General features: G+C 36.2%; 12 protein-coding genes. 10 read left to right on the top strand and 2 right to left on the bottom strand.

The annotated features are described in order from the left end of the window. Window positions 1-270: 270 nt before the first annotated feature. Window positions 271-1,272, top strand: coding sequence for a LacI family DNA-binding transcriptional regulator (locus AC3WTI_RS22110; protein ID WP_098346286.1), 1,002 nt, complete (start codon window positions 271-273; stop codon window positions 1,270-1,272). A gap of 87 nt (window positions 1,273-1,359) precedes the next feature. On the opposite strand, the gene AC3WTI_RS22105 is transcribed toward AC3WTI_RS22110, so the two are convergent. Next, window positions 1,360-2,640 (bottom strand): MFS transporter, encoded by a 1,281-nt coding sequence (locus tag AC3WTI_RS22105; RefSeq protein ID WP_492304411.1) that lies wholly within the window; start codon window positions 2,638-2,640, stop codon window positions 1,360-1,362. Window positions 2,641-3,134: 494 nt separating this feature from the next. Between AC3WTI_RS22105 and iolG the strand changes: the two genes are divergently transcribed. From iolG to AC3WTI_RS22070, 7 genes are all read left to right on the top strand, one after another. After that, on the top strand, window positions 3,135-4,160 hold the full coding sequence (gene iolG / locus AC3WTI_RS22100) for an inositol 2-dehydrogenase (RefSeq protein WP_098374899.1): 1,026 nt from the start codon (window positions 3,135-3,137) through the stop codon (window positions 4,158-4,160). A 71-nt stretch (window positions 4,161-4,231) separates the two neighbouring features. Beyond that, entirely contained in the window at window positions 4,232-5,230 is a 999-nt protein-coding gene (gene iolC / locus AC3WTI_RS22095; protein WP_048524889.1) for a 5-dehydro-2-deoxygluconokinase, read from the top strand. A 78-nt stretch (window positions 5,231-5,308) separates the two neighbouring features. Next, complete coding sequence (locus AC3WTI_RS22090; protein WP_144488503.1) at window positions 5,309-6,772, top strand: CoA-acylating methylmalonate-semialdehyde dehydrogenase; 1,464 nt, start codon at window positions 5,309-5,311, stop codon at window positions 6,770-6,772. 154 nt (window positions 6,773-6,926) lie between these two features. Further along, window positions 6,927-8,861 (top strand): 3D-(3,5/4)-trihydroxycyclohexane-1,2-dione acylhydrolase (decyclizing), encoded by a 1,935-nt coding sequence (gene iolD / locus AC3WTI_RS22085; protein WP_492304410.1) that lies wholly within the window; start codon window positions 6,927-6,929, stop codon window positions 8,859-8,861. A gap of 122 nt (window positions 8,862-8,983) precedes the next feature. Then, on the top strand, window positions 8,984-9,880 hold the full coding sequence (gene iolE / locus AC3WTI_RS22080) for a myo-inosose-2 dehydratase (protein WP_144488505.1): 897 nt from the start codon (window positions 8,984-8,986) through the stop codon (window positions 9,878-9,880). A gap of 128 nt (window positions 9,881-10,008) precedes the next feature. After that, entirely contained in the window at window positions 10,009-10,854 is an 846-nt protein-coding gene (locus tag AC3WTI_RS22075) for a class II fructose-bisphosphate aldolase (RefSeq protein WP_144488506.1), read from the top strand. A 105-nt stretch (window positions 10,855-10,959) separates the two neighbouring features. Further along, on the top strand, window positions 10,960-11,751 hold the full coding sequence (locus tag AC3WTI_RS22070; protein ID WP_492304409.1) for a 5-deoxy-glucuronate isomerase: 792 nt from the start codon (window positions 10,960-10,962) through the stop codon (window positions 11,749-11,751). Window positions 11,752-11,944: 193 nt separating this feature from the next. Here the strand turns inward: AC3WTI_RS22070 and AC3WTI_RS22065 are convergent, their stop codons facing one another. Further along, window positions 11,945-12,157 carry a hypothetical protein gene (locus AC3WTI_RS22065; RefSeq protein ID WP_098903303.1) on the bottom strand — a complete coding sequence of 71 codons (213 nt, stop codon included), beginning with the start codon at window positions 12,155-12,157 and terminating at the stop codon, window positions 11,945-11,947. Window positions 12,158-12,422: 265 nt separating this feature from the next. Between AC3WTI_RS22065 and AC3WTI_RS22060 the strand changes: the two genes are divergently transcribed. Beyond that, window positions 12,423-12,938, top strand: a complete 516-nt coding sequence (locus tag AC3WTI_RS22060; RefSeq protein WP_098903304.1) for a DinB family protein — start codon at window positions 12,423-12,425, stop codon at window positions 12,936-12,938. Between the two features lie 302 nt (window positions 12,939-13,240). Beyond that, window positions 13,241-15,193: a bifunctional metallophosphatase/5'-nucleotidase gene (locus AC3WTI_RS22055; RefSeq protein ID WP_098903305.1), complete on the top strand. Its 1,953-nt coding sequence runs from the start codon at window positions 13,241-13,243 to the stop codon at window positions 15,191-15,193. Window positions 15,194-15,371 lie beyond the last annotated feature (178 nt).

The following is a 15,371-nucleotide window of genomic DNA, read 5'->3' as shown; positions in this document are numbered from 1 at the left end:
ATTAATTTTTTGATTTTATATAAAATATATATCTATTATATATATTTATATAGATATTATTATAGGTGTAAAATGTGTTTTTGTAAAAAGTTGGTATGTGATATTTATTAGTTGAAGTATTCACTTTGAGCTAGTTGTTATGTTAATGAGAGGAACTACGTCTAAATATAGAGGTATTTACAAATTTTAAAAAATTCCTTTCGTGTACCAAGAAGCAAAATATATTTATGATAAAATATAGAAAAAGATGATTAAGAAGGGACAATTAAAGTGAAACCAACAATTTATGATGTTGCGGAAAAAGCAGGTGTATCAATAGCGACTGTATCCAAGGTAATTAATCAAACTGGGCGTATTAGTGAAAAAACAATAAACAAAGTAAATCAGGTAATGGATGAATTAGATTACCAGCCAAGTAGTGTAGCAGCAGCGTTAACAGGCAAAAAAACATATACAATTGGGGTACTTGTCCCAGATATCTCAAATCCTTTTTTTGCAGAAGTAGCAAGAGCTTTTGAAAATAGTGCACAAGGATCAGGGTATACGCTCATTTTATGTAGTACAGACCATCAAACAAAACGTGAGCATGAATACATTGATTTATTATTTAAAAAGCAAGTAGACGGCATTATTATTGCAACGGAGCTAAATGATTATAAACTTGTAAAAAAAATCGTGAATCGAGATTTGCCACTAGTACTATTCACTGTAGATCATCCTTCCATCACGACTCATGTTGTGACAACTGACGATATGAGGGGAGGCTATCTAGCTGGAAGTTATCTAACGCAGAAAGGCCATACATCTTTAACGATTATGATGGAGAAGGATAGAAAAAGTAGCTTAGGGAGATTAAATGGTTTCAAACAAGCTCTTACAGATTCGGGGGTTTCGTTAGATGATGAGGCTATCATTAGCTGCTATTCGACAGTGGAAGATAGTAAACGTGCAAGTAAGGAATTACTTCATTTGCCTAACAGGCCTACAGCGGTTTTTGCTTGTACAGATTTGATTGCTATATGCCTTATGAATGAAGCAAGAAAACAAGGACTTTCAATTCCGGAAGACCTATCAATTATCGGATTTGATAATACAATCTATGCTGAGATTGCAGATCCGGGGTTAACGACAATTGAGCAGCCAATTAAACAAATGGCAGCCTGTACTTTTGAACAACTGCTAAAAACGATGGAAATGAAGGAGCATGCTAAGCAAAAAATTACAATTATTCCTCAGTTAGTAGAGCGATCCTCAGTAAAGGATATTACATGATAGATTTTTTATAAGCCTATTTGAATGTAACAAAAGAAGGTCATCGTAACTAAGTATAGTTAGGATGACCTTCTTTTATATTTAGGACTATACAGAGAATTGCTCACCGCTTTTCGTATTTAAATCCTGCTGTATTTCATTTTCCTTTGGAATAGTAAGGAAATGAGTTAAAAATGCACCAAAGAAATACAAACCAGCAAAGATCCACATCACGCCGCCAACACCTAATGGACCGATGAAGGCAGTTACTACTAATGGCCCAACGAATGCTGATAACCCTGAACCTAAATTTAAGACAGACATTGCAGCTCCTTTATTTTCAGGAGATAAAGATGGGACTAATGCGGTAAGAGGTACATAACCGGCAAGTGTTGCTCCGTAGCAACAGGCAACAAATAATATAGCCCAATAATTATGTCCTACCATTTGTGGTACATAATAGAGTGCAAGAGTTACAATTCCGCAACCGACTCCTCCGAACCATTTAATCGTATTTACCCAACCAAACTTGTCCCCAACGATACCAAAAATAATATTAAATACCATATTTACAAAGAAAAGAGTACCCCAAATTTGAAGCCATTCTGTCATCGTAAAATTATATTTCATCATATAGGTAGGTAGGAAAACAACAAATCCAAATTGAGCGGCCGAGTTTATAATTTTTACAATTCCGCCTATACCAACTTTAGGGTTTTCAAATGCGATGGTAATGCCTTTTAGTAATTCGCTTGATTTGTTAGCGCTTACGGTTTGTGCTTTAAATCTGTCCTTATTTACAACAATTGAGAATAATCCCCCGACGACAACAAAAATTAAAGCGCTCCATAATGTAGCAATTTCTCCGATTTTCGGAACCATATAACTAGAATAAAAGGCTCCTATCACACTAAGCCCCAGCTGGAATACGAACCAGAACCAGCCAACTGCTCTTGAAAGCATTTGTTGAGGCGTACTGTAAGATACCCAAACTAGGAAAGAATAAGCAAATAAAGGATAACCAAACCCGCGTAGGGCATAGCAAATTAATATTACTGGATAATTCATATGTTGAATTCCAATACCTATGAACCCGATTGATCCTAAAATGAATGATACTAAACCAAACGTCATGACTTTTCTTGGTCCCCACATTTGTACAAATACCCCTGAAAACCAAGAAGAAGCAGATACAGTAATACCGTAAATAGTAAACAAAAATGCAGCATGTTCTAGCGTTAGTCCTTTTTCAACGAGATAAGGGGATAACCATCCCTGTTCTAACCCGTCCCCAATCATAAAAACAATAATCCCTATGTATCCCCAAGTTAAATTAGAAGGGATCCCAATCCTGTCCATAAATGTTTTGTTTGAACTAATAGCGTTCATTCTCCCACCACCGATAAGTTATTTTTTTGGTTAAGCGCTTAATTCTTTTTGATAAAAAAAGTATACGCTTACATTATGGGGTCGTCAATTAAATTTTTTGACAATTTACAACTTTCTTTTATAGAGTCATTCTATTTACTTATTGGACAATAAAATAATAGTGAGTATGAAAAGAAAGAAATACCTTATAGATGGGGATTACTATTTAAAAGGCTTCGTTATCTTTGTTATATCAGTATTTTAAAAGAATATATTTGTAGCTTTTTAGAGTGTTTATTTCTAATTATTAATTTTTATTTTTATGTAATACGTATATTGAGGGAATGTAAAATTCGGATGTAAAGAGAAGTATTCAAAAAAATAAAAATGTTTTAAATTTAGAATCAAGTGTGTATAATGAAGAAAAATAGGGAAAGCGCTTAACTAAATTGATACGCTAAACCCTATAGACTTTCATTTCGTTTCTTAAATTTTAATATAGAGGGAGAAATCATATGAACGTTTTAAAGATTGGGATTATTGGTGCTGGGCGAATTGGGAAACTACATGTTGATAATTTGCAACTTATGCCACAAGTAAAAATTAAAGCGGTTTCAGATGTAGTAATTAGTCATCTAGAAAAGTGGGCTCAAGATAAAGGGATTTCTACTCTGACTACAAATTATCAGGATTTATTAGCAGATCCAGAAATTGATGCTGTCTTTATTTGTTCACCAACAAATACACATGCGCAAATTATTAAAGAAGCAGCTCTTGCGAAAAAACATATTTTCTGTGAAAAACCTGTTAGTTTCTCAGTAGAAGAAACATTAGAAGCATTAGAAGTGGTAAAAGAACAGGGAGTATCTCTTCAAGTAGGATTTAATCGTCGTTTTGATCCGAACTTCAGGAAAGTTTATGATCTGATTCAACAAGGTGAAGTGGGGCAGCCGCATATCTTAAAAATTACGTCACGCGATCCACAACCGCCAAGTATAGAATACGTTCGCTCTTCAGGCGGATTGTTTATGGATATGATGATTCATGATTTTGATATGGCTCGCTATGTGATGAATAGTGAAGTCGTTGAAGTATTTGCATATGGAACAACATTAATTGATCCATCCATTCAGGAAGTAAATGATGTAGATACAGCAATTGTCACATTAAAATTTGCAAATGGAGCTTTAGGAGTAATTGATAATAGCCGCCAAGCTGTTTATGGATATGACCAGCGTGTGGAAGTGTTTGGTGAAAAAGGTGCGGTTGCTGCGGATAATTGCTGCCCGACAACAGTTCAAGTGTCAAAAACAGAAGGTATTGTAAAAGATAAGCCGCTTTATTTCTTCTTAGAGCGCTACACGCAAGCTTACATTGAGGAAGTAACACAATTTACAAAGTCAATTATAGAAGGACAAGCTGTTATTTGCAGTGGTAATGATGGATTACAAGCAGAGCGAATTGCGAAGGCTGCAAAGGAATCCTTACTAACAGGAAAACCTGTGCAAATTGAACATAAACAGCCAGCATTAAATCAATAAAGAGAGCGCTTACTTCTAGCTAGATAAAGAGTAATTTGTCGGAAAACGATAAAGCATGGGAGGTAGTAACAATGAATCCACTTATTTTTAAAGAAGATTGTCCATTAGACCTTATTGCGGTTGGACGTTTATGCGTTGATTTAAATGCTAATGAAACACAACGTCCAATGGAAGAAACAAGAACGTTTACTAAATATGTAGGAGGTTCTCCTGCGAATATTGCGATTGGTGCTGCACGTCTTGGCTTACAAACAGGATTTATCGGTAAAGTGTCCGATGACCAAATGGGCCGCTTTATTACGGGGTACCTAAAGGACAACAATATTAATACAGATCAGATATGTATCGATCGTACTGGTGCAGTGACAGGTTTAGCATTTACAGAAATTAAAAGCCCTGAGGATTGCAGTATTTTAATGTACCGCGACAATGTCGCAGACTTAAACCTAGATCCAACAGAGGTATCTGAGGACTATATTAAACAATCAAAAGCACTCTTAATTTCAGGAACAGCTTTAGCGAAAAGTCCTTCTCGCGAGGCAGTATTTTTAGCGCTAGAATATGCACGTAAACATGATGTAGTCGTATTTTTTGATGTTGATTACCGCCCGTATACATGGCAATCAGAGGCTGAAACGGCTGTGTATTACAATCTAGCTGCTGAAAAATCTGATGTCATTATTGGGACGCGTGAAGAGTTCGATATGATGGAAAAACTATTAAACTATGAACAATCTAATGACCAAGTTACAGCTGAAAGATGGTTTTCTCATCATGCGAAAATCGTTGTAATTAAACATGGCGGGGATGGTTCAATCGCATATACGAGAGACGGTCAAACTCACCGAGGCGGTATCTTTAAAACAAAGGTGTTAAAGACGTTTGGCGCTGGCGACTCGTATGCATCCGCGTTTATTTATGGATTAATGCAAGGGCTTGAGATTCCTCAAGCGATGCGATTAGGAGGCGCTTCTGCTTCGATCGTTATTTCTAAACATAGCTGTTCTGATGCAATGCCAACAAGGGCAGAGATTTCTGCATTCATGGAAACGGCTGAGGAATTGGTATAGAAACGTCATGAATCAATAATTAAGTAAGGGCGTATCCTATTGGACGCTTCTACATTACATAAAAGGGAGAGAATGAATATGACAGTACAAACAGCACAAATTGTAAAAAACTACATTGGCGGCGAATGGGTAGAATCCATTTCAACTAAGATGGAAGCTGTATATAATCCGGCAACAGGAGAAGTAATCGCTCAAGTACCACTTTCAACAAAAGAAGATGTTGAACATGCTGTATTAGCAGCAAATGAAGCATTCAAATCTTGGTCTAAAACGGCTGTGCCAAAACGCGCTCGTATTCTATTTAAATATCAACAATTACTAGTAGATAACTGGGAAGAGTTAGCGAAACTTATTACGATTGAAAACGGAAAAAGCTATAACGAGGCTTACGGTGAAGTTCTTCGTGGTATTGAGTGCGTGGAGTTTGCAGCGGGTGCTCCTACATTAATGATGGGAAAACAGTTACCTGATATTGCAACAGGTATTGAGTCTGGTATGTATCGTTACCCAATTGGTGTTATAGGCGGCATTACACCTTTTAACTTCCCAATGATGGTTCCATGCTGGATGTTCCCACTTGCAATTGCTTGTGGTAATACATTTGTATTAAAGCCTTCAGAGCGTACACCACTTCTAGCAGCAAAGTTAGCAGAATTAGCTGCAGAAGCAGGCATACCAAAAGGTGTATTAAATATCGTAAATGGTGCTCACGATGTAGTAAACGGTCTTCTTGAACATAAATTAGTGAAGGCAATTTCATTTGTAGGTTCTCAGCCTGTCGCAGAATATGTATACAAAAAAGGAACAGAAAACTTAAAACGTGTTCAAGCATTAGCAGGTGCGAAAAACCATTCCATTGTATTAAATGATGCAAATCTTGAACTAGCAACAAAGCAAATTATTAGTGCCGCATTCGGTTCAGCAGGTGAGCGTTGTATGGCTGCTTCTGTTGTAACAGTAGAAGAAGAAATTGCAGATCAATTAGTTGAAAGACTCGTAGAAGAAGCAAATAAAATCGTCATCGGCAATGGTCTTGATGAAGATGTATTTTTAGGACCAGTTATTCGTGATAACCATAAAGAGCGCACAATTGGTTATATCGATTCAGGTGTAGAACAGGGCGCTACATTAGTTCGTGATGGACGCGAAGATACAGCTGTAAAAGGAGCTGGTTACTTCGTTGGTCCAACAATTTTTGACCATGTTACAAAAGAAATGAAAATCTGGCAAGATGAGATTTTTGCCCCTGTTTTATCGATTGTTCGTGTGAAATCATTAGATGAAGCGATTGAAATTGCAAATGAGTCTCGCTTTGCAAATGGAGCTTGCATTTATACAGATAGCGGGGCAAGTGTACGTCAATTCCGTGAAACAATTGAATCCGGCATGTTAGGTGTGAATGTTGGGGTTCCAGCACCGATGGCATTCTTCCCGTTCTCTGGCTGGAAAGATTCTTTCTATGGAGATCTTCATGCGAACGGTACTGACGGCGTTGAGTTTTATACTAGAAAGAAAATGCTTACATCTCGTTGGGAAAAGTAATCATGAAGAGAGAAGTAGAATCTCTCTAGGTGCTTGGAAGCGAAAGTAACGAAGGTAGCAAAACATAAGAAGGAAGTATTAGGAGTCTATCAAATTCCTAATACTCCTTTTTCATATGCAGAATGACTGTTAGAGATAGAAAGGAGCAAATCATATGCAAACTGTTAGAATGACGACGGCGCAAGCATTGGTGAAATTTTTGAATCAGCAATACGTAGAGTTTGATGGAAAGCAACAAAAGTTTATTAAGGGAATCTTTACGATTTTTGGTCATGGGAATGTAGTAGGCCTAGGTCAAGCTTTAGAAGAAGATGCAGGGGAATTAGAAGTATATCAAGGGAGAAATGAACAAGGAATGGCAAATGCTGCGATGGCTTTTGCAAAACAAAAACATAGAAAACAAATTATGGCATGTACTTCTTCTGTTGGTCCTGGATCAGCAAATATGATTACTTCTGCAGCAACAGCTTCTGCAAATAATATTCCCGTTTTATTACTTCCAGGAGATGTATTTGCAACGAGACAACCCGATCCTGTTCTTCAACAAATTGAACAAACACATGACTTATCTATTTCTACAAATGATGCTTTCCGTGCAGTAAGTAAGTACTGGGACAGGATAAATCGTCCTGAACAATTGATGACAGCTATGATTCAAGCGATGCGTGTTTTAACGAATCCGGCAGATACAGGGGCTGTAACAATTTGTTTACCACAAGATGTCCAGGGGGAAGCATGGGATTTTCCAGATTACTTCTTCCAAAAGCGTGTTCACCGTATTGAACGTCGTCTACCTACAAAAGCCAGCTTAGCGGATGCAGTGGAAATGATTAAGAGAAAGAAAAAGCCAGTTATGATTTGTGGTGGTGGTGTAAGATACGCAGAAGCGGCAGAAGAACTCAAACAGTTTGCTGAAATATTCCACATTCCATTTGGAGAAACACAAGCTGGAAAAAGTGCGATTGAAAGTAGTCATCGATATAATCTAGGCGGCATTGGGGTAACGGGAAATGTAGCGGCTAATACAATTGCAAAGGAAGCGGATCTTGTTATTGGAATCGGGACGAGATTTACGGATTTTACAACGGCATCGAAACAATTATTTCAAAATGAGGAAGTTGAGTTTTTAAACATCAATATTTCAGAATTCCATGCGAATAAGCTGGATGCATTAAAGGTTATAGCGGATGCGAAAGAAGCGCTTCTTGCTCTAATTGATGAACTGCAAGTAATTGATTATCGATCTAGTTATACAGTAGAAATTGGTGATGCAAAAGAGGCTTGGGAAACAGAATTAGCACGTCTACATAATATTCGCTTTACAGGTCAAGATTTCACACCAGAAGTCGAAGGTCATTTCGATGAAAATTTAAATGAGTATGTAGATGCACTTGGTACACAATTAACACAGACCGCAGTCATTGGACAAATCAATACATTACTCGATGAAGATGCAATTATCGTTGGAGCGGCAGGAAGTCTTCCAGGTGATTTACAAAGAATGTGGACATCAAGAAAACCGAATACATATCACATGGAGTATGGATACTCTTGCATGGGTTATGAGGTTGCGGGCGCACTTGGTGCAAAGCTAGCTGAACCATCGAAAGAAGTATATGCAATGGTAGGGGATGGTAGTTACCAGATGCTTCATTCTGAGCTTGTCACAAGTCTCCAAGAAAACAAAAAAATTAACGTCTTATTGTTTGATAACTCCGGATTTGGCTGCATTAATAACTTACAAATGGGCAATGGAATGGGGAGCTTTGGAACAGAGTTTCGCTACCGAAACCAGGAAACTCGTAAATTAGATGGGGCAATTATGAAAATTGATTTTGCAGCTAGCGCAGCTGGATATGGTGTGAAAACATATCATGTTACATCACTAGAACAATTACGAGAAGCGCTTATAGATGCGATAAAACAAACAGTTTCTACATTAATTGATATTAAAGTATTACCAAAAACAATGACAAATGGATACGAGTCATGGTGGCATGTAGGTATTGCCGAAGTATCTAAAAGTCAAAGTGTACAAGCTGCGTACGAGAGTAAAGTAAGTAACTTGCAACAGGCAAGGTCTTATTAGATTAGGGCACAAAGAGAGCTTTTTATCTACATGCATATGGTTTAAGAAGCTCTCTTTTTAAAGAATAGATAAGAGAAGTTGGCGAAATTCTATCACATTTTAATAAGAGGAGAGACAAGGGGATGTTTAAAGAAAATACAATTAAGCTTGGAATTGCACCAATTGCTTGGACAAATGATGATATGCCGGAGCTAGGGGCAGAAAATACGTTTGAACAATGTATTAGTGAGATGGCACTAGCTGGATTTAATGGAAGTGAAGTAGGGAATAAATATCCGAGAAATACGGTTGTATTAAAAAAATCTTTGGAATTACGAAACTTGGAGATTGCAAGTGCATGGTTTAGTACGTTTTTAACAACGAAGCCGATTGAAGAGACGGTAGAAGAATTTATTAAGCATAGGGATTTCTTGCATGACATGGGTGCAAAAGTCATCGTTGTATCAGAGCAAGGGCATAGTATTCAAGGGTTAATGGATGTACCACTATTTAAAAATAAACCTGTTTTTACAGAAGAAGAGTGGGATAAGCTTGCGGATGGATTACATCACCTCGGTAAATTAGCTCAGGAAAAGGGGCTACATATTGTATACCATCACCATATGGGTACGGGTGTTCAAACAACGGCAGAAATTGAAAAGTTAATGGACATGACTGATTCAGCACTTGTATCTCTGCTTTTTGATACAGGTCATCTTGTTTTTTCAGGAGAAGAGCCACTTTATATTTTGAAGAAATATTTACCTCGTATTAAACACGTACATTTAAAAGATATTCGTCAAGAAGTAGTAGATGCTGTAAAGGAAAATGAATTGAGCTTCTTACAGGCAGTGAAGAATGGGGCATTTACAGTTCCCGGGGATGGTGTAATTGAATTTGATGAAGTGTTTACTATCCTTGCAAACTCTAATTATCAAGGGTGGTTTGTGGTAGAAGCAGAGCAAGATCCAGCTTTAGCGAATCCTTTTGAATACGCATTAAAAGCCCGAAAATTTATACAAGAAAAAGCCGGTCTGTAATTTAAGCATTTTAAGATTATCCCTAAGAAAATGGTAGGGTAATCAACATGTATTCTTATAAAAGGGGTAAAAAGACGTGAAGGTTGGTTTTACATGTAATAAATAATATTGAAATAGGAGAGTATGTAATGCCATTAGTTCAAATGAAAGATATTTTAATGAAAGCAAATCAAGAGAATTATGGGGTTGGGGCTTTCAGTGTCGCGAATATGGAAATGGTAATGGGAGCTATTAAAGCAGCTGAAGAGTTAAGTTCACCGCTTATTCTACAAATTGCGGAAGTTCGTTTGAATCATTCGCCAATTCATATGATTGGTCCTTTGATGGTAGCTGCAGCGAAAAAAACAACTGTTCCAGTAGCAGTTCACTTTGATCACGGTATGACATTTGAAAAGATTCAAGAGACGTTAGAAATTGGTTTTAGTTCGGTTATGTTTGATGGCTCTCACTATCCGTTAGAAGAGAATATCCAAAAGACAAAAGAAATTGTAGAACTTGCGAAACAGTATGGAGCGACGGTAGAAGCTGAGATTGGTAGAGTTGGTGGTAGTGAGGACGGATCAGAAGATATTGAAATGTTGCTGACAAGCACTATAGAAGCAAAACGATTTGCTGAAGAGACAGACGTAGATGCGTTAGCTGTTGCAATTGGAAATGCGCATGGTATGTACAATGGCGATCCTAATTTACGATTAGACCGCCTACGAGAGATTAATGAGGTAGTCCATATCCCACTCGTTTTACATGGCGGCTCTGGCATTAGTCCAGAGGATTTCAAGCTATGTATTCAACATGGTGTTCGAAAAATTAATGTAGCAACAGCCACATTTCAGAATATAATTACTGCGGTTAACACTGCCGTCCTAAATAATCCGTATTCAGATTACTTTACGTACCACCAGAATGTTATTGAGGCCGCATATGAAAACGTTAAAAGTCATATGCAAATATTCGGAAGTGAAAACAGAGCATAATCAGAAAAGCTTTCTTCATTGATAGTTAGAAGAAACTCGGAATGTAGTGAACTGACAAAAGTAGAGAATGATTGAGTAGCTATTTTATAAAAGGAGGAGAAAGCCATGTTAGGAAAATTAGGTGAATTAAATGAAGGATATAATGTATTAACAGAAATGAACAGGCAATGCAGTGATATGTTAATGGATATAGGCATATATAAGATGCCTAATGGAAAAGAAGAATTGCTATTTGATGATAAAAATGAAACGGCAGTACTTTTACTAGAAGGTGCAATACGTTTAGAGTGGGAAGGGAAGGAACAAGTTATTCAAAGGCAGTCTGTGTTTGAAGAAAACCCTTGGTGTTTACATGTATCTAAAAATGTGAAGGTTACAATTACTGCTCTTTCAGATAGTGAAGTGCTTGTTCAAAAAACGGATAATGATCAAGAATTTGCTTCTAAGTTATATACTCCAAATGAGTGTCAAAGTGTTGTAGCTGGAGATGGAGTATGGGAGGGAACAGCACAGCGTGTTATTCGTACGATTTTTGACTATAACAATGCTGCATATTCTAATATGGTAGTAGGCGAGGTTATTTCTTATCCTGGGAGATGGTCTAGTTATCCACCACATCACCATGACCAGCCAGAGGTATATTATTATCGCTTTAACAAACCACAGGGGTTTGGATGTGCAATGGTTGGTGAGGATGCATATCGCGTTGTACATAATAGCTTTATTACAATTCCGGGTGAGCTAGACCATCCACAAGCAACAGCGCCTGGATATGCCATGTATTTTTGTTGGATGATTCGACATCTTGAGAATAATCCTTGGAATGATCGTATCATGGAGGAAGAACACAAGTGGTTATTAGAACCAAACGCGAAAATTTGGCCAGAAAAGGAATAGACAAAAATAAAAACGAGCAATCCTATTCATAGTGATAAGGTGCTCGTTTTTTTATTTGTAAGTGGAAAGGAAAATCCCTCTTACTGTTATCTCCGGATTATTGTCCTGCGAATATTTAAAGAAGGAGAATTCTTTCAGAAATTATGTAAAATAAATCTTTTATTTTGGTCTGTGTTTTTGACTTGTTAGTTATTTATTTTTTGTTTGTTGTTCTATCTACATCTGAAGTGGGTAAGTCTGTGTCGTATAGGTCTTGGTTAATATCTTTATTGTTAACATTATTGTTTGGATTATGTTCCACTTGAGATGATGTTTCTTGCATTTGTTCTTGTTCCTTACTAGGGGTATTCAGAGCATCCGGTGGGATGCGATTCATCTGTTCGCTTACTAGATTTTCTTTATCCATATAATACAGCTCCTTTTTGAGATGAGATTAAAAACAATGGAATTATGAATAGACACTTCGATATTTTGAGCCTTTGAATGGTATTATATACAAACTTATATTGCAAAGATTACTTTTTTTCGTTTCGGTATAAGTTTTGTTGTTAAATTGTACGAACAACAACACATATGATAACTATAGGTAGTGAAGGATAATATTTTTTCATAGAGAATATTGCTAGAGTAGGAATTAATCTATTTTGCTTTTTGATGAAAGGGGAATTCTCATGAATACATTTGTAAATGACAAGTTTTATGAAACGCGAAATCATTTATTTGAGGAAATTACTTTGTTAAGTGATACTCAATTTAATAGGAAACCAGATAAGGATAAATGGAGTATAGCACAAGTATGTCATCACTTAGTGTTATTAGATGAAAGGGTTATAAAGGTCATTTCATCTGGATTAAAAAAGATGGATAGTACACAAAATGAGCGTAAAGAAATTCAATCTATATTATTAGATAGATCAATAAAATTTATAGCCCCAGAAATGATTGAACCAAGCATAGAGCCATTTGAGGTGCAGCAAATGGTGGATTTGTTAAACGAATCGAGAAAACAACTAATGCGTTTCCTAAGTACAATAGAAGATGAATCTATATTGGTGAAAAAATCAGTGATGCATCCAGCTCTTGGAGAATTACTTCTTGATCAGTGGATAGAACTGATCTATTTGCATGAACAGCGTCATATAGAACAAATCAAGGAAATAAAATTACTTTGTAAAGTTGGAATGTAAAGATCATTGTCTATTTTTAGTGAAATGTATGCTATTAAATTATATAAAAAAGAATTGCAATAATTTATATACCAAAAAGTAGTGTAAAATCGCTACTTTTTTTATTGTTCCTAATTATTAATAGAAAGCGTTTTGTGACGTCTTTACACATAAAATACAAATTTGTTAGTATGCATTTTTATTTTTGTAACAGAATCACCTGCAAAATTTCTTTTTGTAGTTGAAGTTTTCCGAATAATAAGTTACATTTTTAAAGTTCAAGCAACTATATGACAGTACAAAAGGGGAGAAATATTGTTATTATGCAAAAAATGAAATGGAAGAACTATTTATGTTATTTGGTTATTTTTATACTTCTTGGAACAGCAGTAACAGTCAAACCATCTATCTCGAAAGCTGAGGAATCTGATGTTAATATTACACTGTTAGGTACTGCAGATATTCATGGTAGATTTATGCCTTGGGATTATGCGCTTGATGGTGCAAATACGAGTGGAAGTTTAACACAGCTTTATACGGTTATAAAGAAAGTACGTCAAGAAAATCCAAATACAATATTAGTAGATGCTGGGGATACAATTCAAGGAAACTCAGTAGAATTATTCAATGATCAACCGCAATCGCCAATGATGGTAGCGATGAATGCAATGGGATATGATGCTTGGGCATTTGGAAATCATGAATTTAACTTTGGATTAGATACATTGAAAAAAGTTAGTGAGCAATATAAGGGCAAGACATTGGCAGGAAATATTTATAAGGAAAATGGAGAGCGTTTTCTTCCTGCATATACAATTGTTGAAAAAGGTGGAATTAAAGTCGGGATTATTGGTATGAATACACCGATGATTAGTGATTTTGAAAAAGGGACAGATCATTTGGATGGATTGGTAGTGAAAAATCCAGTAGAAGAGACAAAAAAGGCAATTAAAGAATTAGAGGGTAAAGTAGATGTAATGGTAGGGGTTATGCATATGGGACTAGAAAATGAGAATGGGATTCCTGGTACTGGGGTTCAAGATATTGCGAATGCTTGTCCGGAACTAAGCGCTATTTTTGCAGCTCATATGCATAAACTTGTTAAAAAAGAAGTTGTAAATGGTGTCATTATTACAGAACCAGATAAATATGGAACACATATCTCACGTATTGACCTTAATTTTACAAAGCAAGATGGAAAGCTGGTTCTAAAAGATAAAACTGCTACAGCTATACCTGTAAAAAATACTGATGGAACAACAGTAGTATCTGATCCTACACTTGAAGACACACTGACACCTTTTCATGAGTATGCGAGGGGTGATGCAAATGTTGTAGTCGCTCAATTAAAGGGTAGAAATCTTGTTCCTGAAAATGAAATAAAGGGTATTCCAAGTGTGCAGATTCAAGAGACACCTTTGTCAGATTTCTTTCATGAGGTCATGCTCTATTACAGCAAAGCAGATGTAGTAGCCCATCAAATTGATAACGATAATGCCCGTTTGGATGTAGGTCCTATTAAGAAAAAAGATATTGCATATAATTATCAATATGCTTTGGGTGAAATTACGGTATATAAGGTAACTGGGAAAGACTTAAAAGACTATATGGAATGGGCAGCAGGGTACTTTAATTCATCTCGTCCTGGAGATGTAACAGTTAGTTTTGATAAAACCCGTCGTGCGTCTAAATACAGTACGAATGATTTCTTTGGAGGCGTAAAATACGAAATTGACTTAACAAAACCATATGGAAGTAGAATTACAAATTTACGTTCTATTCGTACAAATAAACCAATCAAAACGAACGATGTTATGACGCTGGGAATGAATGCATATAGAATGGAGGCTCTTCAGGCAAAAGGTGGAGCTTTAGAGGGGCGTAAGTTTGAACAAATTTGGTCATCTAAACAAGAGAATGCATTCGGGGAAACTGGTGGAACCATTCGTAACCTTGCTATTACATATTTAAAAGAGGTAAAGAATGGTGTATACACACCAAAAGTTATGCATAATTGGAAAATTACTGGCGTGAATACACATTCTTCAGAGCATAAGGCTGTAGTGGATCTTGTAAATAAAGGGATTTTAGAAATTCCAAAAACTGAAGATGGAAAATATACAAATATAGCCTCTATAAATACTAAAGATTCAATTACAAAAGAAGAGATTGTAGCACTCTCACAAAAAGCAAATATTAATCCAAATCAGTTTAAGCATATAAAAACGAAAGGTGAATTTTATAAAAAACTTAGTAGAATTGTAAAAAAAATATAAGAAACATGACTCTAGTGCAAAAAAGTTATAACTAGAAATTTAAATATATACGCAAAAAAGAGCACTCCTATACATGGCGATAGGATGCTCTTTTTTATGTTAAGAAAATCTTGTCTACTTTTAGTCTATCACCCTACGCACAATTATAGTAACGTGAATAGTCCGAAACAAACCTGTT

This window comes from Bacillus sp. EB106-02-03-XG38, assembly GCF_058792175.1.
Note: the sequence above shows the minus strand (reverse complement) of the source record. Positions and strands in the feature narration are given on the sequence as shown.